The organism is Natronoarchaeum sp. GCM10025703 (assembly GCF_042661985.1).
Classification (GTDB): domain Archaea; phylum Halobacteriota; class Halobacteria; order Halobacteriales; family Natronoarchaeaceae; genus Natranaeroarchaeum.
The window spans coordinates 1,692,315-1,713,831 of record NZ_JBHSZF010000001.1 but is presented as its reverse complement, the minus strand read 5'-3'; the positions used below and the strand labels follow the sequence as shown (position 1 = coordinate 1,713,831).

Genomic DNA, 21,517 nt, shown 5'->3' with positions numbered 1-21,517 from the left:
TGGGCGTTACTACAAGCCGGCCACATATAAATGGCCGAGTTTGCGGTATTCGAGGGCAGCTATCGGAACCCTACTGTTGCTGGCCAAATACTGCGTTTCAGCGAGAGTACTGCCATCAGACCGCCGTTTCGTACGTTCGATCGACGCGCTCGATAAACCGGTGAAGCGGGGGGCGCGCCCGAGGGTGCGCTGGAGTGCTACCGCGACTGGCATCAGGACGATCCCGATCACGATGGTAAGCTGGTACAGGGCAAGCAGTGTGGCTTTGGCAACGCGTTCGATCATCTGTCTTCGCTCGTGGCTCTGCGAGGGTCGTATAAAAGCATAACTAATGAAATCATATAGAATGACAGATCATAGCTGGATCACACCGACTACGTCGTGCGATTCAACTCCGCTTTTCCCGGGAGAAATTACAGTAGGATAGCCGACAGACGTGCGGTAGGAATCGGAGCGCACATCCGGTGGCACTGTATAAGTTATAAGTATTATCCCGTTCTCGTGCGCGCCCGGCAGTGACGGTTTTCCGCTCGTCGAGCACAGGGACGAACCGCAAAGAACGATAACCTCCAGCGGGAAGGTACAGCTATGAGCAACTATCTCGTTGTGATGGAAGCCGCGTGGTTGGTTCGTGACGTTAATTCGATCGACGACGCAATCGGCGTCGCGGTCAGCGAAGCCGGGAAGCGACTGAATCAGCAGGACATGGACTACGTCGAGGTCGATGTCGGGGCGACGGGCTGTCCCGCCTGCGGTGAGCCGTTCGACTCGGCATTCATCGCCGCTGACACCGCGCTCGTCGGCCTCGTGCTGGAGATGAAGGTGTTCAACGCCGATAGCGAGGAGCACGCCCAGCGCATCGGCAAAAGCGAAGTCGGTGGCACCCTTCGAGACGTCCCGCTCTCGGTCGTCGAAACGATCGAGTACGAGGACGAGGCCGAACTCGAAGAAGAATCGGAACCCTGACCCAAACATTATTCTATAACCCCGGGTAATTACCGGTATGGACCTCCCGACGCCAGCCGATCTTCGAGAACGACGGAACGAACTGGAGCTAACCCAGAGCGAACTCGCGGATCGTGCGGACGTCTCACAGCCGTTGATCGCGCGAATCGAGGAGGCGATGTCGATCCGCGACTGTCGACGCTTCGGCGGATCGTTAGCGCGCTCGCCGAGGCCGAAACCGGAATCGTGCGAGCCGAGGATCTGATGCACAGCGACGTGATCAGCGTCTCGCCCGACGACGAACTGAGCGATGCGGTCAGGAAGATGGAAGAGGAGGCGTACTCCCAGCTACCGGTCCTGCAGGACGGTATCCCCGTCGGCAGTATAAGCCAGGGCGACCTGGTTCATGCCGACGAAGACGACAGGAACGAACCGGTTCGGGAGTTCATGAGCGAGAGCTTTCCGACGGTGTCCCAAGATACTACGCTCGACGAAGTTACGAGCCTACTCGAACACTACAAGGCCGTGATGGTGACCGATAGCGGCGAGACCGTCGGCATCCTCACCGAGGCCGACATCGCCGGCCGCCTCTCGTAGCATCGACAGGAACGCATATGAGGCTGTGTAGCCAGGGTAGGATATGGACTGGGTGAAACGGGACCTCGGAAGCGGCTTCGTCGTTCTGGTCCCGATTCTCGTTTCATTGTACGCACTCCGATGGCTCTACGGGTTTATTGCAGGGCTACCGCTGTTCAACGACATCAACCCCTCCCCGGTCGGCGTCGTCCTCAGCATTCTACTGGTTGCGACCGTCGTTCTTAGCGTCGGATACTTAATGCGCACGGCGATTGGCTCCATCTTCGCGGGCTGGATGGATTCCCTGATGAATCGCGTTCCCGGCCTTCGGATCGTCTACAACGCCTCCCAGATGGCTGTCGAAACCGCCGTCACGGAATCGTCCGAGCTCAATCAGCCTGTCAAAGTGAACCTCTGGGGGGACCTGCGGATGACCGCGTTCAAAACTGGAAAGCGGTCCAAATCGGGTGATCACGTCATCTTTGTTCCGACCTCCCCGAACGTCACCAGCGGCCTCGTCATCGAACTCGACGATGACGAGTTCGAAGAGATCGACGAGTCGATCGAGGATGCGTTGACCCGCGTCCTCAGCGCCGGCTTCGGGGAGCAAAACGGCATGTCGTCGGAGCAGGTGCCGTCCGACGATTGACGGAGTCCGCTAACTGCGGGAGTTGACACAGCTATCGTGTGCATATAAAACAAGACGGGTTCGCCCAGAACCGCGGCGGCGTCGTTCCCATTGGATCGTGCTATTCCTATGACTGTCGGACTGACCGACATCGAGACATTAGCCTCGTCAAGAAAATGCGTTTTATAGCGTTATAGCCCCTATTTCGGGTTTTAGTGTATTCATTGAGGCGTCGTTGGAGGCGGATCCTACCCCCAGAACGTCTACACGCATATATACGTATCGCCGAATCTCCCAGTCTGGAATTTGTAGAAATGGGTTTATTTAACAATACTGTAGATCCATTGTGATCACGGAGGTTGAGCACTCGTGACCACCCGCGACCGCAACGCGTACGGTGAACTCGGCGCGGACGAGTTCCATCGACGACGCGGCGGTGCTCGACTACGAAACCGAAAACAATGACAGAAAATATCACTGCGGACGTTACGATCGATTCGCGCGAAGCAACGTGTCCCGGCCCGCTAATGGACCTCATCGGGAAGGTGAAGACACTCGACCCCGGCACGGTCGTCAAGCTACAGACGACGGAGCGTAATTCCACTACTGACGTTCCGGAGTGGCTCGACGAGGCCGGCCACGAGCTACTCGAGATCGAAGAGCTCGACGACCACTGGAACATCTACATCGAGGTTACCTGAGATGGAGCGAATCGCTATCGTCGGCGGCGGGACGGGCGGGACCGTGCTCGCGAACCGACTCGCGGACGAACTCCAGACCGAAATCGAGAACGGCGACGTCGAGGTACGGCTGATAACGGCCGACGAGAACCACGTCTACAAGCCCACGTTCCTCTACATCCCGTTCGGGAAGAAGACGGTCGAGGACGCCAAGCGACCGATCAAGGAACTCGTGGACAGACGCGTCTCCCTTACCATCGACGAGGTCGTCGACATCGATACTGACGGGAAGCGCCTGTCACTCGCGGACGGGCCCGCGCTCGCGTACGATCAACTCACAGTGGCGACCGGTGCAAACCTCGAACCCGAGACCGTCCCGGGGCTCGTAGAGGGTGGACACCACTTCTACGGCCCTGACGGGGCCGAGCAACTGCGCGACGAGCTGCGCAGTTCACCGACGGACACCTGGTGTTGAGCGTCATCGGCGTTCCCCATATGTGTCCGGCCGCACCCGTCGAGTTCGTGTTGATGGTCGACGACTGGCTCCGCGAGCGCGGCCTGCGCGATGACGTCGAAATCACGTACACATATCCCATCAACCGCACTCACGGGATCCAATCGATCGCCGACTGGGCGACGGATCTCTTCGACGAACGCGACATCGGCTACGAGACGTTCTTCAACGTCGACGAGGTCGACCCCGAGGCGGAGGTCATCGAGACGCTGGAAGGCTCCGAACTGTCGTACGACCTGCTGGTCGCGATTCCGCCCCACGGCGGCACCGACCTCGTCACTGACGCCGGTCTCGGCGACGATGGCTGGGTCGACGTGGACCGGAACACGCTTGAAGCAACGGCGGCCGAAGACGTCTATGCCATCGGTGACGCGGCGGACGTCCCGACGAGCAAGGCCGGCAGCGTCGCCCACTATGAGGCAGACGTGGTCGCCGACCGGATCGCTAGCCAGGCCCGGGGAGCGGTTCCTACCGCCACCTACAGCGGCAAGACAGTCTGCTTCCTCGAGGCTGGGATGGACGAGGCCACGTTCATCGAGTTCGAGTACGGTGATGAACCGTTCGTCCGTGAGCCGTCGAAACATCTCCACTGGGCGAAACTGGGCTACAACGAGTCCTACTGGCTGACAGCACGGGGTCTACTGTAATGTCGGACACTGCACACCCTCCCGACGCTGAGGAGGTCGACCTGGAAAGCCTCGTCGCCGAGAACCCCGAGGAGGTCGCCCGTTTTCTCGATCGGCTTGGGGTCGCTAACGACCTGCTCGACACTGCCGAACTCGCGACGTCCGCGATGGACGACCGGATGGTCCAGGAACTGTCTGGCACTGCGACGAATCTCGGTGCGGCGGCCGATAGGCTGGCGACGCCCGAGGCCGCACAACTCGGCGAGGCCGCAGGCGAGAACGCTGAGGACATGGCCGACGCCATCGAGGGAGTGGCCGAACTGCAGCGGTCGGGGACGCTCGAGGACCTCATGGCGATGGCTGACCTCATCGCACTCGCCTCGAACGCGATGGACGACGAGATGGTGACCGAACTCGCGGCGACGGGAACGACGCTCGGCGAGGTCGCGGACACTGCCTCGGACGACGACGTCGCCCGAACTGTCGAGTCGCTACTCGAAGCGGTGGGTGAAGCGGGTGCCGAACCGACGGAGCCAGTCGGTGCAGTCGGCGTCGTCAAAGCCTTGCGAGACCCCGAAGTCAAAGAAGGCCTTGGCTTTTTCCTCTCGCTCGCGAAGGCAGTCGGGCAGACGACCGAGAGCGGGTAGGCCGTAGCGAGGGGTGGACGAGAGTCCACTTCCCGTTGCAACCCGTACGAGCCCATCCAGCGAGCGCAATTCCCGCTGAATTGATTAAGTATCTTTCACTCGATTATCTACAAACACATCCCCAGTTTCGATATAGCTATATGTAGTTTATGCGTACACACTCGGACAGTATCTGTACTCTACTGAGAACGGATTCGGTAGTCTGGTCGATGCCGGAATCCGTCGTCGAGAGGTATGAAGCAGGATTTTATTGATCTAGGACTGCGAACAGATCCAAGAACCAGCGGCGGTTGTACCTGCCCGCTACCGATATCGTCGGAGTCGTTATCACTGCTCCCGGCTGGCTGATGATTGAGTACAGAGCCCTCCCGGACGACCCCGGGAAATGTCGTTGATTGTCCATCGTGAATCCTACACCCCATACTCGACGGCTCGTTCACCGCTCTGGATCGACCCAACTGTACCCCGGCCGGAAGCCTGGATCCGGCACCGTCAATTCCATTATACCCGTGGCTTGATGCCATCATCTACACCGGAACCCCTGGTGTGCACAGGCGCGAGGGGTGTATCCTGCAAGTGGTAGCGGGTACTCCCACCCCAATCAGCCAGGGGAACCGTCACCCGGGGAGACCGAATACTGGAGCGCGGCTATCGGACTCTGTATCAGCGTCCCACACTCTCACAGACAAACTATCCTACATCTACCTTGGGGCGTGCTTTTATGTGTCCCCCCGGAGATGACACCCGTCGGCGGACACAGCCACCCCACTCCCGGGACATAGACGCCCCACTGGAACTGTGGTCTCGTATCGGAGTTCACGCTGCTCACCTGGCAAGCGATTCGTTTCGAGGCGGGTCGCTAGCTACCACCGCAGTCATGGTGACACTCTCGATCCGACATAGCTTTCTGGCAAGGAGCATCCGATTGCAGTCGTAGCTGTAACCGTACTTCCTGCGGCAGGGTGGTCAAACGACTCTGAAACTGCGGGATGCCCGGTCGGTTGTTACTCGGACTGACCCATGAAACGGCTTCGCACATACTTCTCGACGACTGCCCGATAGGGGACTACCCCGCCCGACAGGTCGGTCGATCGGACGAGACGATGTTCTCGATATACCACCTCTTCCGGGTTCAACGACGGTCCGGATGCTTGATCTGCCTGGAGCAGGCGCGGGCCTCCCGCGTGATTCGCCGACACGCCGCCACCCGGCCGACGCACTCATTGGGTGCAACCGTCGATCATCATCCCACTGATATGAGCATCTCGACCGAGTAAATCAACAACTGCACTGCGGAATCTTCGCATCGCAGTAGCGAATCTGAAGCAAGAGCCATACCAGATTCGGCGTCTGGAACCCGCTTCAGGAAGACGACTGTCGGGCTCTATTCCCAAGGGTGAATGAGGAGATCACTCTATAACCGTACTCCGCAAATCTGGAGATTCTTCTCAAACCAGCGATCAATATATGGTCCTAAAATATAATATAAAAATCTAAACGAAGGGTATCAGGCTCTTAGAAAGAAAATATACAGTGTCAGAATTAGGGATAAGTATGTTTATCTGGAGTTATGGTAACATTAATGCAGGCGGGAGTCGTTCACCCGTTCATGGCTACCGACGACGACGTCGATACCTCGCGAACCTCCGTGAAGACCTACGTCCCGGCGTATCAAAAAGCACAATGGAAATCTCACGCCGACGAACTCGGTATGAGTCAGAGCGAGTTCGTCCGGTCGATGGTGCAGGCCGGTCGGCGTGGATTCGGCGGGTCGGACGGCGACGCCGATGACTCCTCCCCAGCAGGTGCATCGGCCCAGGAGAGAGAGAACGAGAACATGGTCCGACAGGCCGGCAGCAGTGGTGAACTCTCCGAAAGGGTCGTTGCCCTGCTCGAACGCGAGGGGACGCTCTCGTGGGAAGCACTGGTCGAGGCGCTGACCGACGACATCGAGGAACGGCTTGACGATACGATGGCCGAACTGCAGGACGAAAGCAAGGTCCGCTACAGCGGCCGGCATGGCGGCTACACGCTCTCGGGGGACAGATGAGCCGTACCGAAACGCCCGACGAGAGCGTCGAGGATCCGATCGAATACTTCGTCCGCGACGTCGGCTATCACGGCAAGACAGAGCGGACACAGGCGGCCTACGAACGCGTTTTGCGGCAGTTCGAGGTATTCCTCGGCGAGGGGACAGAACGTTCTCAGGGTGGCCTCAGTATCGACGGGGCAACCCATCGGGACTGCATGGAGTGGGTCGATTCGCTACGGGGAGGGCATGCGGGAAGCACCGTTGCGACCTACGCCTCGTATCTCCACCGGTTTTACGGCTACATGATGGAGGTCGGCGTACTCGAATCGAACCCGATGACGCTGGTCGTCGAACAGATCGAGGAATCGATCGACACTGACCCCGCCCGGCGAGAGATCTCCATCCCGGAGATACGGGAGTTCGTACAGGGTATCTGTCACCCGCTGGATAAAGCAGTCGTCGTGACGTTGCTGAAGACCGGACTGCGGGTCGGCGAACTCTGCAATCTCGACATCCAGGACGTGAATTTACAGCCCCTGGATCTGGACACGGAGAGTGAGGTCCGACCGCAGCTCTCCGGACAGACGAACACACTGTACGTTTCGCCGGAGCCCTCCCGTGGGGAACTGACGAACGGCGAGCAACGGACGGCCTCGAACAAGCGGAAACGCCAGACGGTCGTTCCGATAGACGACGAGCTCCGATCCGTGCTCGTCGAGTGGCTGGCCGTCCGCCCGGATCCGATCTCCGAGGCCGATCCACTGTTCGTAAGCACCGGTGACTCGTGGGGCCACCGCCTGACGACGGACATGGCTCATACGCTCGTCACGGACCACGCCAGTGAGCGGGGCTGGTACCGGACCGGCGGCGGGGCCGCAGAGAACGTCACGCCGCACTACTTTCGGCACTTCTTCACAACGCACCTTCGGAGTGAGACGGGTGACCGTGGGATTGTGAAGTATCTGCGTGGGGACGTCGCCGACGACGTCATCGATACGTACACCCACAACTGGGGGGATCGGGTAAGGGAGACGTACGAGGAGAGTATTTACTCGTTGTTGTAGTTCGACACCGATACGACTGATTTCGTGTGTAGTGGAGCGACTTTCTGGTTTGCTGAACGGTAAAAGCTGTCCGACTGCCACCTAATAAATCAAATAATGCTATATCAATCGGTAGGGGACTACCGGGCATCGATCCGATGTACGACACACACGAAAACTGTCCGGTATACACGTCTTTGTGTTTGAGCACGGTGGCCATAGTTCGGATCCATCGTCGACCGCTCTAACCGTCTCGTTCGGCCGTCCATGCGGGGTAGCCTACTCTGACATGGAATTTCATCACAGTGTTTGACGGGTGGCACGTTTTTGTATCCGTTTGTGGCGTATTCTTCTATGGAGGACGATCGCGTATTGATAACCGGCGGTGCCGGGTTCATAGGATCGAATCTCGCAAACTACCTCGCAAAAGATAACGACGTCGTCGTAGTCGATAACGGGTATCTGGGAACGCCGGACAATCTCGACCGAGCGGTCACGTTCCACGAGCGAAGCGTGCTCGAAGACGATCTCCCGACCGATGTCGATGTCGTATACCACCTCGCTGCACTCTCTTCGTACGCGATGCACGAGGAGGATCCCCAGCTCGGTGCGCGTGTAAACGTCGAAGGATTCACAAATGTCGTCGAACACGCCCGCCAAAGCGGCTGTGAGACGATCGTCTATGCGTCCACCTCTTCGATTTACGGAAACCGGACTGAACCGTCGCCGGAGGACCTTTCCGTCTCAGTGAATACGGGATACGAGGCCTCGAAACTCGCTCGCGAGCGGTACGGCGAGTACTTCTCGAATCACTACGATATGAACGTTGCCGGAATGAGGTTCTTTTCGGTCTACCAGGGGTACGGTGGCGCCGAGGAACACAAAGGGGAGTACGCGAACGTGATCGCTCAGTTCGCCGACGATATCGCGAACGGACAGTCGCCGAAACTATACGGGGACGGTACCCAGACGCGGGATTTCACCCATGTCAACGACGTAGTGCGCGGGCTCGAACTCACAGCTGATCACGAACTCGATGGCACCTACAATCTCGGTACCGAGACAAGTTACGACTTCAACACCGTCGTCAAGTTGCTGAACGAGGAACTAGGACGAAATATCGATCCAGAATACGTGGAGAATCCGATTCCACAGGATGTCTATGTCTCTGACACGTGTGCCGATATAGAGAAAATAAAGGAAGAAACGGGATGGGTGCCCCAAGTATCATTCGAAGAAGGTATCAAACGAGTGTGTCGCCAGTACACGAACAAGCCACCGAATGGCTGACAAACGCCTGTTTTTGGCACTGTCTAGTTCAGAACCACCTCGGCAGGAATCGCTCCATCTAACGCTTGGTTCGGTCGGTGTCGATTGTAGTAGTGTCTGAATCGTCGCAGCCAGCGTTTCGCACTGGATGGATTGCCCCGCCAAAACGGGTGAAAGCAGTTGATTCGCATCGTCACGGTCTGGAACCACTTTTCGATGTGGTTCCGCCTTATGTAGTTGAGCTGACCGCTCAATTCTCGGCGAGCAGGGGCAGTCAAGTAGCCTCCAGCATCGACGAGAAACTCTGTATTGGCGATCCCATTTTTCTCGGTAAGGCGATACAGGAACGCCGCTGCGAGGTCTGTCCTGCGGCAGCTGTAGACATCGACTTCAAGCAGCAATTTTGACCCTGTGTCGATCGCGGCGTAGAACAACTTTTCTCCCCGTCAACTTTGATTTGCTTCTCGTCAACCGCAACCCGCGATGGCTCCACCGTCCTCAGAACTCAAGCGTTCTGATGGGTCGCACGAGAACTTTGTTCTCGTGGACATCGGCGGTTCGGGCTCTGTCTCGGTTAGTTTCTCTTTCCAGTTCCAGACTGCCTGATAGCAGCGATCGACACCCAACTAGTCCAAGACGACCTCGACTTTACGCACTGACAACCCCCTCGAGTGAAGTCGAATCGCGAAACAGCGCACGGGTGTCGGCGTGCGCTCGTTCTCCCAAGTATCTTTATTCTCCACATCTAAGCGTTCTTTGAGGAGGTCTACGAGTTTCATGGACAGAACTCACTACGACCTCCTCGTTCCTCAATCCCTCAACTAGACAGTTCCCTATAGGGAATTTATACTATGATTTATAATATTAGACGTTCGTTGAATTCTGGACGGGTATGATAGTGGCAACCTCCCCTTCGTTCATTCTCAAGAGGATTTGGTGGAGTGGGTTTCCTTCACTCTCCACCCGTCTTCCGTTCTCTTGAGGGCGCCATTTTCGATCTGCTCTGCAAACCCACCCAACGTCATAAATTTACTATTGTCCTCCAAGGCGTGCTGTATCATTCCCTCCAAGACTTGTTTATCCGCCTCTTCAGAATAACGATTATAGTGCAACATTATAACATTTAGACTATATTCCTCGCTGTTTTTGTCATATTCCTGTTCTAAACTGTCTATTTTCTTGACTTCTTGTGTCTCTGAGTCCTCCATAGCCAGGTTAGCTGGTAGGTGTATGATTCCGTTATCTTCCCAAACCATTTCTTTTCCAAAATAGTCTCTCTGAAAATAAAATCCACCGGATACCAGCCGGAATCCTTTCTCGGCTAACACCTGTACTGTTGCTTCATCATATGTATTGAAGGGTGGTATGAATGTCGTTGGGGTCTGGTCAAAACATTCGTCGAACTGTTGTAGTGAATTTGTTATTTTTTGGTTCTGTTGATCGTATGTTAGGCCACCAAACTCACTACCCCAGAAGAAATCCGTTTCTCGGACATGAGTGTAACCGTGCAGGGCATTTTCAACCAACTCTGGGTTGTCTTCGGCGACAGAATTTAAGTACTCGCAGACTTCATGTTCTAAATTAATACCTTCGTCTTCATTTTTATCATATGGAACTATCCCCTGTGTGAAGGGTATCTCATTATTTATGAAGACTTCATTGACACCAGAAAGAACCTCAATATCTGTCCAGGGCGCTGGATCGTCGTTTCTGAATATTACAACCGTGTTATATTCTGTCTCGTCACTATCTGTAGTATCAGATTGGTTCAGAATCTGGCGATGCTTGTGTCCCTTCTCTAATCCGGCGGCAGCCGGCTGAGAAACGGTAACGCTCCCGCCGAGCGCACCTAATAGTTGTCGCCGATTGATTGGCTTGTGTCCCATTGTTCACCGATAATAACGTTATCCAGCCACAAAACTATACTCGCAAATTGTGTTGTTCGCGTCCCAAGTCTGTCTGGGTCGGCTCGAATTCTCCGCGGAGTTCTAGATTTCGAGGAGTCGTGCTGCAGTGTTACTTGGGGCAGGTCAGTCGGTCTGTGCGTTCCGTCTAGTGCAGTCCCGACGACTGACAGTAGCATTGGCGTACCCAGAGCGCCTCGCCAACGGTCAGTGGATTCGTCCGTCGGACGGCGACCGTCAGGTCGTTTCGGGCCGCATTACTTTACTACCGTATGATAACGTGGACCATAAATGGGTATTTTCCGTTCGACAGCTCGCCCCGTACCGGTCGACCTCCTGGGGTGATTGGACTGACGTTCGCGTTGAACACTGCCGTTTTCTTCCCAATCCTCCGCAGCACGCCGCTTCGAGTACCCCTCGGGTTCGTCTTCGTCTGTCTCGTGCCCGGGTACGTCGTTGTCGCAGCCCTATTCCCAGAGCGGTTCCGTGCTGAGAGCGGCGAACGTGTTGGAGGACAGCTATCGTCAGCGCCCGGGACGGAGGGAGCTAACGGCGTCACCGTCACCGAGCGGTTCCTGCTCTCCGTCGGGCTAAGCATCATCATAGTACCGGCCATCGGATACGCGTGGAACTTCACGCCTTGGGGCATCCAGTTGGTCCCTGTATTGCTCTCAGTGAGCGGATTCACAATCGTGGTTGCCGTCCTCGCCGCACTGCGCCGGTGGCAGCTTCCCGGCAATGCACAGTTCCGGCCAGGTCTGCCAGACGGTCTCGACGAGGTGTGGCCGGTTGGCACTGGCGGTGGATCAGTGAGGGTGGTGAACGCAGTTCTCGTCGTGTCGGTCCTCTTCTTCGCGATGAGCGCCGGGTACGCAGCCGTGGAGCTGTCCTACGACGAGCAGTACTCGGAGTTTTACCTGCTGTCGGGAGATGGGGAGACGTTCGCTGGTGTCGACCAGTCCTCGGTGGTTGTCGGGGGCGACCAGCAAACCATCGGCGTGGCCATCAGCAACCACGAAGGACAGCCTAAGAACTACACGGTCGTCGTCATCCAGCAGACTGTCGACGAGGCCGGGAACGCAACAGAGGTCCGCGACCAGACGCCGCTCGACAGCTTCACCGTCGCCGTCGACGCCGACGAGACCGTGGTCCGGAACTATACGTTCACGCCAGCCGCCCGCGACGACCGATCCCGGGTCGTCTGGCTCCTCTATCCTAACGACGTCCCGGACACCGCGTCGACGGCGTCCGCGGCGAACCATGTATACCTCTGGGTTGTATCGAACGCGAGCAAGTCCGACTATCGGACGGCGCAGTGACCGCCGTCAGTGCCCGCGCGGCACAGGCTCCTCAGAAACAGTCACGTTCTCGTCGAGCAGGTCTTCGTACAGCCGCAGGTGGCGTTCGATCGCGTCCTCAGAGTCCGCTGACTTGGACAAATTGCTGTCCATACCGTCGCAAAGCGCCTGCTTGAACTCGGCGCGGTCGTCAGCAACGACGTCCACTTGGTCGGCAAGTCCCCCGACATCGTATCCTACGGTCGGCGTCTCGAAGTGGTCCGCGAGCTCCGCGACGCCGCTCTGGGCGTCGAAGTAATCGTAGGGAAGCGCGACGACATCGGCGGCCGTGAAGAAGTACTCAAGATCGGCCTCGGGGATGTAGCCGGGGAACCGGTGGACGTGTTCTGTAAGGTCTTGTTCGGCGATGAGCGCCTCGTAGTTACTCCAGTTGACCCAGGACTTGCCTGCGACGACCAGTTCGATGTCCCGATTTTCCTGGAGCGCCGCGACCATCTCGACGAGCGAGTCCAGGCCCTTGTACTCTCGGACGTTCCCGAAGAACAGGACTACATCAGCGTCCTCGTCAAGGTTGAGCCAGGACAGGGCTTCTGTCGCGGTGACGCCGCGGCGGTCCGGGCCGATGGTCGGGTGGGGAATGACGTGGACATCTTCGGGCGAGATGGGGCGCCCGTCGGTAAGCTGTTTACGGTTGCGGTCGCTGTGCACGACGTGCTCGTCGGCGAACCGGTAGACGGCAGCGTTCAGGAACATCTTGAGCCGCGTCTGTTCGTGCGGCTCGACGTTGTGAACGGTCAGAAGGATAGTCTTGCCGCGGGCCTTGCCGACGGCGAAGACGACCACGTACGGGACCGCCAACGGGTATGACCACCACTGGGCGTGAATCAGGTCGATATCCGGGTCGAGGCCCAAGCGTAGCCAGCTCACCGGGTCGTACCAGGCGAGCCGACGCTGGACGTTCTCGGCCTTGACAGGCTCCTCGCCAGTCCGGGGGTCGCCGCCCGGGTAGAGCGACGCCGGGTAGAGGCTCCGCCAGCCGGCGAACGTGAAGTTACGGAGCGACCGGTTGAGTCCGTCGTACAGCGCCTTGCAGTACGACGAGATGCCCTTCCAGGGCGGGAGTGTTCCGATCATCTGGACCCCGGGTCCTGGGTCGTCGCAGTCCGTGTCGTCGCTGGTCATTGTCTGACATTCTCAAGAGGGCCTAAGGTATTGTTCTAAACAGCCTACCCGGCCAACCCCGCGATGGTTGCGTGATCACTCGGCAACCGGGTCGGTTGCGGTGGGTTGTGCCGGTTATGGCATCCCACCGCGGACGATGCCGAGATCGTCGAACTGGACGGTGATGTTGCCGCTCGGCGTGTTGCCGCCACCGTGATATAAATCCCACCAAGACCATTGGACATCGTTTCCGCCGCTGTCCCGAAAGCGGAGGTCCGTCCGCTCGTACTCGAGCTTCCCGTCGATCCAGCCCCGGAGCACGCCATCGTTCTCGCCGGGCGTGCCGAGGTCGATGTACTGCTCGAAGTCGTGCCACACGTCCTCCTCAAGGAGCCGGCCCCAATAATCGTGTTCGCCGTACGAGCCCGATACGTCCATGTGGTAGATGTACCAGTCGACTGCGATGCCGGGGCCGTGGTCGCTGGGGTCGTCCCACCCCATGCGCGCCGACCAGCCCGTGCCGTTGGCGGGACTGCCGCCAGCGCCCTCGTCAGTGCCGTCGCGGCCGGCAAACCCGGGGAGCTTCCCGTCGTCGGTGATGTTGTCCGTAAACCCGGGCTCGAACCGGAGTGCGAAGCTGTGGTAGCACGACGTCGGCGCTTGGCCGGTTCGAGCCGCATGGTTGTGGATCGTGTAGATGCCACGGTTCTCGCCGCCGGGGACGGTTGCCTGGAGCTGGTTCCCGTCGCGTCCCGCGACATCGCGGATATCGGCGTTTGCGGCGAGCCCGTAGTCCCAGCCGTCGCCGAAGGTGGCGGTCCAGTTGTCGTCTTCGAACGGTTCGGTAACGTCGAAGGACACCTGGGTGCTGTCGGCTGTGCTGGTCGAGGACCCGCCGAGCGTCTGAGTGCCATCGGTAGTGTGGACGCGGACCTCACCGGCGTCGCCGCGGAACCACACGTCGCCGGGAGCTGGCGAATCGGGGTCGCTGTCCTTCACCGGGAGTCGGAGGAGTCCCCGACGGCGAGTTGCTGGTGGTTATGGGTCGCGACTGGCACCTGGGACCACTCGCTTCCGTCACCGACGTACGCGTTCCCAGTATCGACGGCGTAGAACTTGGCACCAGATTTCGGGTCGTAGGTGTCGAGTTCGGACTCCTGGTCGCGCACCTCGACGGCAATGTCGAGTCGTTCAGAAATTCCGGTTCAGTGGCACCCCCAGTCGCTTGTGCCCTGCTCGGGTGTGTCGAAGCCGTGGTTCTCTGTCATAGGTACCCATATAGCAAAACGGTTTATACTCTTTTTGGTTAATTTTATATGTATATATATAACTAATATAAAAATATATCGAAACCGTATGAGTACGGTAGTTGGAATGTAATAAATTGTTCCTGGGAAGATAATGTCGCTATCCGGAAAGCGGCCACCCCTGGCTGAGCGTACTGTTAGTCCGCTGTATAGGCCGTCACGGACCCCGAGTCGTAGACGCGGTGACGGTCGTCGAGGTCGTTCCAGACTGGCGAGGATGCCGGAAGGGACTGGCGGAAGTTCGAGTACGGCGGGTCCTCCACTCTCTCGTTGGTCGGGAACACGCTCAGCGGCCGTTGTGCTAGTTCGGCGCCCCGGAGAACGAACACTGAGCCGTCCGCGGTGTGCAACTCCCTGTTCATCGGGTCTGCTTGGATAATGTGACAATCCCCGTTCCCGGGGTTCTCAACGTACCTGCAGGTCACGTAGTCACTGGTCACCGACCGGTCGGCTGTCTCGGTGATCGTCCCGACGCTCGTCACCTCGGACTCGGAGAGGTAGAAAGTGTAGAAATCGTCGCGCTCAACCACCGGGTTGTCCGAGGCGACGAAGTCGTTCGAGACGGCAAAGAAGACGGTGGTGAACGCCAGCACGACGACAACCGCCAGCGCGATGCGACGGCCGCCGACGGCCGCCCCGGCCCGCGCCGCAGACACGACTCCGACGCCGAACGTGAGCGCGACGAAGGGGTATGTGTACTGGCCGAACCGGAGGACCATGTCAGCCGTAACGTTCGACACTACGCTAAATAGCATCGCCGGCCCTGGGAACGAGAGTGGGACCAGCAGCAGCGTCGCCAATAGGACGCACTCGCCGCGCCGCGAGAGCCTGCTTGCGGCCGCCGAGCCGACAACGGCGAACATTATGAACAGCAACAGGAACCCGAACGGAGTGTAGTTTGCGAGTTCGTGCAGTGGCGACTCAATGAACTGTGTCGTGATACCTCCGGTCTCATTGGACAGGCCGTATGTCGCGTTCTCGGTGGCGAGGGAGATGAGCCGTTCTATCAAAGCAGGATCCATGAGTCCCCAGTAGACCACCTGCACAACCGGTATCGTGAGCAGGGCTCCTGTGGAGACCACATACGAAGACGCTCCGTTCCCGTGAGAGCGCGTGTTGAGAAGTCGTTCCGCGGCGTAGTACGCGCCAAGGGTGACGAAAATAAACGGGAGGCTGACAGTGTGGTAGGCTGCGATTCCGACGACGAACGCGAGGAATATGAAGGTCCCTCGACGGTCCTCAAGCAGCAGGGCTAGTAGGGAGAACAGGAACAGGACAGCTGTGACGCTCCGCGGGATGGAATACATCCCGTATAAAACCACGAACGGTATCGCACACATCCCGAGAGCCGCCACGACGGCGATGACTCTTGAAAATCCGAACCGTCTCGCCATCGCGTAGATGGCGACTGTCGCCACAGCATAGACGACGCCCGTTGTCACAAAGAACACTACGAGCGTGTCCACGACGCCGCCATAGAGCTGCTGCTGGAACGCCATTAGGACGTGCCATAGCGGGAACCCCTGGTACGAACCGAAGGCATCAGTAATGTGTCCGGTGGTCAGCAGGCTGTCGACAAAACGGTGGTGGGGAAATACATCTGTGCGTCCAAAAAATACCGGTACTTTAGAGTTACTGACCAGACAAGAGTCGCAAGTAGGGCTGCAATCTCCGTCAGGAAGAGAACGACTCGTGCTCGGCTCGGTTCAGTGTGGAGCAGCTGGAACAGTATGATGGCGGCCGCCAGCGCAACAAGACCGTAGTAGGCATACGGTCGGATGGCCCCGGCCGACGCAGTCAGCAGGGAGAGTCCGTGAATTGTCAAGTAGCCGGCAACAGAGAGCCGCAATCTGGCCGGGGTGAGTGATCTCGCAAACACCACCTCGCGCGCGATCGAAACGCGGTTGACAAGGAGTGCCGTCGTCGACGCGACCACGATCGGCACGGTCGCGTACAGAGAGACGACAGCGAATGTCGTCAGTCCCGCAACGTAAACACCGGTTGTCGCGGAAATGGCCGCCGCCGGCGCGAGGTATGCAACGGTACCTGCGATGTTGTCGTAATCCCTTCCGATCGCCCACACGTCCATCGGCAACGTCATAGTTGGTCAGTGTCGAGCAGCGGCACCCATGCTCGGGGGCAGGGCGTCGGTGGTGAGACTGTTCCAATCGCGAATACCGGGTCATCGTTTACCTCCCCAGCCGTCGTGGTTCTCGGCAGCACCACTTCGACGAGGTCGGCTGATGCCGTGCGCTCGACGACCATGGCGACTGTCAACGAAAGCGCGCCCGCACCCAAGGTTTCCGCCGCACCTCGGTAGGACCGCCGGCCGGTTACCAGCCGGCAAAGCGGTGTCAGGAGCACTGAACCGATGAGGAGACAGACCACTCCGACGAGGTACAGCAGCGCCACGAGCGACGACTTGTCGGCGACAAGCTCAGTGCGGAGCCGCCAGAGGAATCGCTCCGCGAGCATTGGCGTTACCTTGGTCAGGAACGTTGAAATTTCGATGTTGCTTGTCTCTTCGCCGTATGTGGTCGGGACCTCGACATCCGCGATGGGCGCATTCTGGGTGTTCAAGCGAACGAGGACTGCGTTGCAGTACGCATAGTACTCGAAGAGGTTCTCCACCCCAATGCGCTGCAGGGCGTCTAGAGAGATTGCCGTGTACCCGTTCTGGGAGTCTGTCATCGGCCAGTAACCGCTTGCTACCTTCGTCATGCATGTCAGGACGGTGTTACCGAACGCGCGTACTGGCGGCATTTCACGCCAGTGCCGGCCGTCTACGAGCCGGGTCCCCTTCGTGTACTCGACGCGGCCGTCGACGACGGGCTTGACGAGTCGATTCATGATTCGTGGGTCCATCTGTCCATCTGCGTCGATGGTCACGGTGATGTCAATGCCGTCAACGAGCGCGGCGAGGTAGCCCGTCTTGATGGCGCCGCCCGCGCCGAAGTTCTCCGTGTGTGCAATTGCTACCAGATCGTTACGGGACTCGATGGTGTCTATGCGATCTTCGAACGTCTGTACGACTGACCGCGATGCTTCGGGCTCGCGAAGGAATGACCCGTGGGCGTCCGGCCGCTCGTCGCGGTACTGGAGTTTGCCGGCGCCGTTGCCGCACACCGCTACCGAGGCAGCGTCAAGGATCTCTGACCACGTGCCGTCCGTGGAGCAGTCGTCAATGGCGTATACCCGGTCGACGAAGTCTGGTATGTCCCGCAGCACGTCACCGACGAACCCTTCCTCGTTGTAGGCGGGGACGACCACGCCGACGGTGGCATCACGATACATTATTCTCTGTCGACAGCGTGTCCGCGGACTGCCTGAAGTGGCCGGTCAGATCGACGATATACGGCGACTCGTCCGCGGTGTTGTGGTCGTTGAGGCTGTAATCCCGGAACTCGTCGTGAAGCGTCGTGACAATGACAGCGTCATACGCCGCGAAGTCGGGATCATCGACGGGATGGACGCCGAACTCGGCCGCCAAATGGTTGTCGTCGACCAGCGGATCGTAACCATCGACGGACGCGCCGTAGGAGTTCAGTTCGTCGATGAGCGTGCCGAGGGCGTCGTTACGTGGGTCACTTATGTTCGCCTTGTAAGCGAATCCGAGGACCAGCGTACGGAACCCCTCGGACTCCCTGTCAGCCATCGTTCCGTCCGATAGTCTTTCCACTCCGCCCCCGTCCGCCTGCAGGACGGTCTCGGTTTGAGGGACGTTCTTGGCGACCTGCTCGGCGATATGCCGCGGAAAGGAATCGTTCGTCCGGCGGGCGCTCTCTATTAGTGCCGAGTAGAAGCCGTCCCGATTGAACCGTTTCGCCAGCAGATGGGGGTCGATCGGGATGCAGTGGCCGCCGACGATACCCGGTTGGTAGTCGTGGAACGCTGGTTTCGTGCCTGCCGCGTCAAGGACTGCCCTGGGGTCAAGGTCGATGTCGAGTTTCCGGGATCCGATGGTGAACTCGTTGATGAGTGCGATGTTGACGTCTCGCTGGACGTTCTCCAAACACTTTGCCGCCTCTGCCGTTTCGATGGTGGGCACCGGGTGGACGCTGGCCTCGATGATGGACTCGTAGAGCGAGACGGTCTCCGAAAGCGTCTGTTCGTCACCCGCGCTAACGAGCTTGCTCGTTTGTCGCAAACTGTAGTCGTCAGCGGGGCCGGGGGCGATGCGTTCGGGAGAGTAGCCGACTCCGAAGTCATGCCCGGCCTCCAGCCCCGAGGCGGCTTCAAGCGCCGGGACGAGGATCTCCCTTGTACCCCCGGGGTAGACGGTCGATTCAAGAACGACCGTGCCCCCGGCTGAAGCTGGTCGCCGACAATGCGTCCAGCGGCTTTTATCATGTCGAGTTCCGGTCGGTGCCAGTCGTCGATGGGCGTGGGAACCGTAATGATGGCGTAGTCTAACCCCTCGACGGCTGTCGGGTCGGTCGTGAACTCGACGTCACTCTCCCTGATCACCGCGTCCTCTAGTTCGTTAGTCGGGTCGTTCCCAGTCTGAGTTCTCGAATCCGTTCTTCTTTGATGTCGAGTCCAACGACTTCGTGGCCGGCGTCGTCGAACGCGACTGCGAGTGGAATCCCAACGAACCCCATCCCAATGACGCGTATCTCCGTCATGCTATCCCCCTTTTGTGGAGGGCCCTTTTGGTTATGAGCAACGAATTATATATAACTGAAACTTACCAGCCAAAGTACTGTGGCGCCGGATCGACCCCCCACTGCAAGCGCAGAAAAGCTCCCAGATATCCGCGAACACTCTCCCTGTCTGTCCGTAGCGTGAGCTGTAATGTGATCGAATACCCGTTTGGAAGAGAATGCGTGCGGGGCGGCGGGTCGATGAGACCGTCGGCCATCGGGGGACGCTACTCCTTTCCGGGCGCTAGGTTGTACAGCGAGTCCAAAGAAAAGAACCCCCGAACACGGCGAGCACGGTCCAGACCATCGTCCCTGTGACGATGACGCCCGCGATTGCCACTGGGCTGCTCGCATATCCGCGGATCACCAGCACCACCATAGCCAACATCGTGCTGATTCCGACGACCTGTACGGACTGCCGAAGGAGGAACCCCGCCCGCAGTCCGAGCTCGGTGTTCACAACTCCGAGACAGAGCGCCGCGTACACCGCCTGCATGAGGACCGTCGCTACGGCGGCCCCGATCGCGCCTAGCGACTGGATGAACACTACAGTAAGCGCAACGTTGCCGGCGGAAGTCAGTATCTTGAAGACGGCACGGGAGTCAGCTCGCCCGAGGTAGTCAAGGATATCTTCTGTCGACTTCGTCACTGCAACCAGCACGATGGCGGCGCAGAACGTCTGGAGGATTGGCACGACATCCCGGTACTGCTCGCCAAACACCGTCGTTACCACCGGCGCCGCCAGCAGGAACAGCCCGACGACGGCGGGGAGGTAGAACAACAGGAGGTAGACGAGGACGCGCTCGTAGGTCTTTCTGGCATACGCCTCGTTCTCGGCGACCGCAGCCTCGTTGAACTGCGGTCCGATAGAGAACCCGATGGACTGGGCAGGCCCCGTCGCGAACGTCATGATCTGCTTGCTGACGACGTAGTATCCCACGACCGCGGGGTTCAAAAATAATCCCACGAGGATGATGTCCACTTCCCGGTCGAGCACCCACGCACCCCGCGTCACCGTCAACGGTAGGCTGTACCGGAGCATACGCCTGACCAGTCCGTTCTCAATGGGGTCGGTCTCGTTGCGGGAGGGGATTCGCTGGGCGAGCAGCCAGACACCGATGACAGCCGCGAGCACGAAACCGACGATGTAGCCGACGAGCGCTCCCAGTAGTTCGTAGCCTAACGTGACGAGTATGAACACGCCAGCGATGCGCCCGACGCCCTCGCTCGCATAGACGGTCGCGCTGGCGGTGATGTCCTGGAACCCTTGGAGCACCACGCGAGTGTAGTTGTACAATGTTGCGAACACCACGTAGAGGCTCCCGACGGCGAGCAGCGGAGCGATGGTCGGTTCGCCGAGAGCGGACGCAATGGTGCCTGCGCCGAACAGGACCGTGCCAGCAACCACGGAGATGGAGACGGCATTGTACCGTACGGATTGTGTGAGGACGTGGCGGACCTGCTGGCCGTCGGCATCGAGGTAATACGAGACGTGTTTCGCCGCGGACTTCGCGATCCCGAGACTGCTGAACAGTCGGCAGACGGTCAGTACAGAGATGGCGAAAAACAACTTGCCATAGTCCGACGGCATCAGCTCTCGGGAGAGGAAGACGATGACTAAGCCCGAGGTCACGTAGTACACCAGTCTCGCCATAGTCTCAGTCGCGAAGTCCCGTGAGAGGCTCGAAGCGTCGACCATCGTATCCAGTGACAACCGCCACGACGAAGCACGGCCCCGTCAATCATAGGAGTGGCGCGAACGCTACCCTGGACCCACCCGGTTGCGACGCACAGATACGGGTCGACCGGCTTTCGTGACGACTGCTGTGGCACAAAGAACATCAGGCCCGGCAATAGTATTTGCAGCTTTCATGGCGTCCGAGCACCCCTGCGACCGGCTCCGCACATGGGAATCGCGACTCCACGAGCGTAGCGACGATTGCACAGCGCGAACACTCAGAGTCGCCTGATCGGTGGAGGTAATAGTACCTTACTTTAGGTTTGGAGATTCCTATCTAGTTAGTATAAATATCCTATATTATATTAGTAAGTATATAAATTTGTATAGTAGGTAAGCAGTTAGCAAAAAGTATTAATTACCCGTAGTAGCTTGTACCTACGCATATGGTAGAAGATCCTAAACACGAGTATGACGATATTACCAGTCCCGATTCCGAATTTTCCGTGGATCGACGAGGCTTCGTGCATATGACTGGGGCGGTCGCCATTGGTCTCGGAGCGGTG

19 protein-coding genes and 3 pseudogenes are annotated in these 21,517 nt (G+C 58.6%); 10 read left to right on the top strand and 12 right to left on the bottom strand.

Annotated elements, in window-relative coordinates; genetic code table 11:
- Window positions 1-9: 9 nt before the first annotated feature.
- Window positions 10-285, bottom strand: coding sequence for a hypothetical protein (locus tag ACFQH2_RS09625; protein ID WP_377076678.1), 276 nt, complete (start codon window positions 283-285; stop codon window positions 10-12).
- Window positions 286-588: 303 nt separating this feature from the next.
- On the opposite strand from ACFQH2_RS09625, the gene ACFQH2_RS09620 reads away from it, so the two are divergent.
- From ACFQH2_RS09620 to ACFQH2_RS09580, 9 genes and pseudogenes are all read left to right on the top strand, one after another.
- A complete protein-coding gene (locus tag ACFQH2_RS09620) occupies window positions 589-966 on the top strand; it encodes a DUF555 domain-containing protein (protein ID WP_377053079.1) in 378 nt (125 codons plus the stop codon).
- A 37-nt stretch (window positions 967-1,003) separates the two neighbouring features.
- A pseudogene (locus tag ACFQH2_RS09615) lies at window positions 1,004-1,542 on the top strand (CBS domain-containing protein).
- A gap of 43 nt (window positions 1,543-1,585) precedes the next feature.
- Window positions 1,586-2,170 (top strand): DUF502 domain-containing protein, encoded by a 585-nt coding sequence (locus ACFQH2_RS09610; RefSeq protein ID WP_377053075.1) that lies wholly within the window; start codon window positions 1,586-1,588, stop codon window positions 2,168-2,170.
- A gap of 440 nt (window positions 2,171-2,610) precedes the next feature.
- Complete coding sequence (locus ACFQH2_RS09605) at window positions 2,611-2,850, top strand: sulfurtransferase TusA family protein (protein WP_377053073.1); 240 nt, start codon at window positions 2,611-2,613, stop codon at window positions 2,848-2,850.
- A 1-nt stretch (window position 2,851) separates the two neighbouring features.
- A pseudogene (locus tag ACFQH2_RS09600) lies at window positions 2,852-3,990 on the top strand (NAD(P)/FAD-dependent oxidoreductase).
- A complete protein-coding gene (locus ACFQH2_RS09595; protein ID WP_377053069.1) occupies window positions 3,990-4,616 on the top strand; it encodes a DUF1641 domain-containing protein in 627 nt (208 codons plus the stop codon). The pseudogene ACFQH2_RS09600 and the gene ACFQH2_RS09595 overlap by 1 nt, the downstream one beginning before the upstream one ends.
- A 1,609-nt stretch (window positions 4,617-6,225) precedes the next feature.
- The gene (locus ACFQH2_RS09590; protein ID WP_377053067.1) at window positions 6,226-6,666 is read left to right on the top strand and encodes a DUF5805 domain-containing protein; all 441 of its coding nucleotides are present in this window, start codon (window positions 6,226-6,228) and stop codon (window positions 6,664-6,666) included.
- Window positions 6,663-7,712 (top strand): tyrosine-type recombinase/integrase, encoded by a 1,050-nt coding sequence (locus tag ACFQH2_RS09585; protein ID WP_377053065.1) that lies wholly within the window; start codon window positions 6,663-6,665, stop codon window positions 7,710-7,712. The genes ACFQH2_RS09590 and ACFQH2_RS09585 overlap by 4 nt, the downstream gene beginning before the upstream one ends.
- Window positions 7,713-8,045: 333 nt before the next feature.
- Window positions 8,046-8,981, top strand: coding sequence for an NAD-dependent epimerase/dehydratase family protein (locus tag ACFQH2_RS09580; RefSeq protein WP_377053063.1), 936 nt, complete (start codon window positions 8,046-8,048; stop codon window positions 8,979-8,981).
- Window positions 8,982-9,004: 23 nt separating this feature from the next.
- Here the strand turns inward: ACFQH2_RS09580 and ACFQH2_RS09575 are convergent.
- Together ACFQH2_RS09575 and ACFQH2_RS09570 are read right to left on the bottom strand one after the other, a co-directional pair.
- Window positions 9,005-9,739 (bottom strand): annotated as a pseudogene (locus ACFQH2_RS09575) (IS6 family transposase).
- A 144-nt stretch (window positions 9,740-9,883) separates the two neighbouring features.
- A complete protein-coding gene (locus ACFQH2_RS09570) occupies window positions 9,884-10,846 on the bottom strand; it encodes a DUF2334 domain-containing protein (RefSeq protein WP_377076677.1) in 963 nt (320 codons plus the stop codon).
- 359 nt (window positions 10,847-11,205) lie between these two features.
- On the opposite strand from ACFQH2_RS09570, the gene ACFQH2_RS09565 reads away from it, so the two are divergent.
- Window positions 11,206-12,183, top strand: a complete 978-nt coding sequence (locus tag ACFQH2_RS09565) for a DUF1616 domain-containing protein (RefSeq protein WP_377076676.1) — start codon at window positions 11,206-11,208, stop codon at window positions 12,181-12,183.
- A gap of 6 nt (window positions 12,184-12,189) precedes the next feature.
- On the opposite strand, the gene ACFQH2_RS09560 is transcribed toward ACFQH2_RS09565, so the two are convergent.
- From ACFQH2_RS09560 to ACFQH2_RS09520, 9 genes are all read right to left on the bottom strand, one after another.
- Window positions 12,190-13,296: a glycosyltransferase gene (locus ACFQH2_RS09560; protein ID WP_377076675.1), complete on the bottom strand. Its 1,107-nt coding sequence runs from the start codon at window positions 13,294-13,296 to the stop codon at window positions 12,190-12,192.
- A 162-nt stretch (window positions 13,297-13,458) separates the two neighbouring features.
- Complete coding sequence (locus ACFQH2_RS09555; protein ID WP_377076674.1) at window positions 13,459-14,322, bottom strand: polysaccharide lyase; 864 nt, start codon at window positions 14,320-14,322, stop codon at window positions 13,459-13,461.
- Window positions 14,319-14,492, bottom strand: coding sequence for a hypothetical protein (locus ACFQH2_RS09550; RefSeq protein WP_377076673.1), 174 nt, complete (start codon window positions 14,490-14,492; stop codon window positions 14,319-14,321). The genes ACFQH2_RS09555 and ACFQH2_RS09550 overlap by 4 nt, the downstream gene beginning before the upstream one ends.
- Before the next feature lie 275 nt (window positions 14,493-14,767).
- Window positions 14,768-16,129, bottom strand: coding sequence for a hypothetical protein (locus tag ACFQH2_RS09545; protein WP_377076672.1), 1,362 nt, complete (start codon window positions 16,127-16,129; stop codon window positions 14,768-14,770).
- A 62-nt stretch (window positions 16,130-16,191) separates the two neighbouring features.
- Window positions 16,192-16,731 (bottom strand): hypothetical protein, encoded by a 540-nt coding sequence (locus tag ACFQH2_RS09540; RefSeq protein ID WP_377076671.1) that lies wholly within the window; start codon window positions 16,729-16,731, stop codon window positions 16,192-16,194.
- The gene (locus ACFQH2_RS09535) at window positions 16,728-17,924 is read right to left on the bottom strand and encodes a glycosyltransferase family 2 protein (RefSeq protein ID WP_377076670.1); all 1,197 of its coding nucleotides are present in this window, start codon (window positions 17,922-17,924) and stop codon (window positions 16,728-16,730) included. Before ACFQH2_RS09535 ends, ACFQH2_RS09540 begins: the two co-directional genes overlap by 4 nt.
- Entirely contained in the window at window positions 17,914-18,885 is a 972-nt protein-coding gene (locus ACFQH2_RS09530) for a nucleotide sugar dehydrogenase (protein WP_377076984.1), read from the bottom strand. Before ACFQH2_RS09530 ends, ACFQH2_RS09535 begins: the two co-directional genes overlap by 11 nt.
- Before the next feature lie 220 nt (window positions 18,886-19,105).
- Window positions 19,106-19,255 (bottom strand): NAD(P)-binding domain-containing protein, encoded by a 150-nt coding sequence (locus tag ACFQH2_RS09525; protein ID WP_377076669.1) that lies wholly within the window; start codon window positions 19,253-19,255, stop codon window positions 19,106-19,108.
- A gap of 262 nt (window positions 19,256-19,517) precedes the next feature.
- Window positions 19,518-20,927, bottom strand: coding sequence for a flippase (locus tag ACFQH2_RS09520; protein ID WP_377076668.1), 1,410 nt, complete (start codon window positions 20,925-20,927; stop codon window positions 19,518-19,520).
- Window positions 20,928-21,517 lie beyond the last annotated feature (590 nt).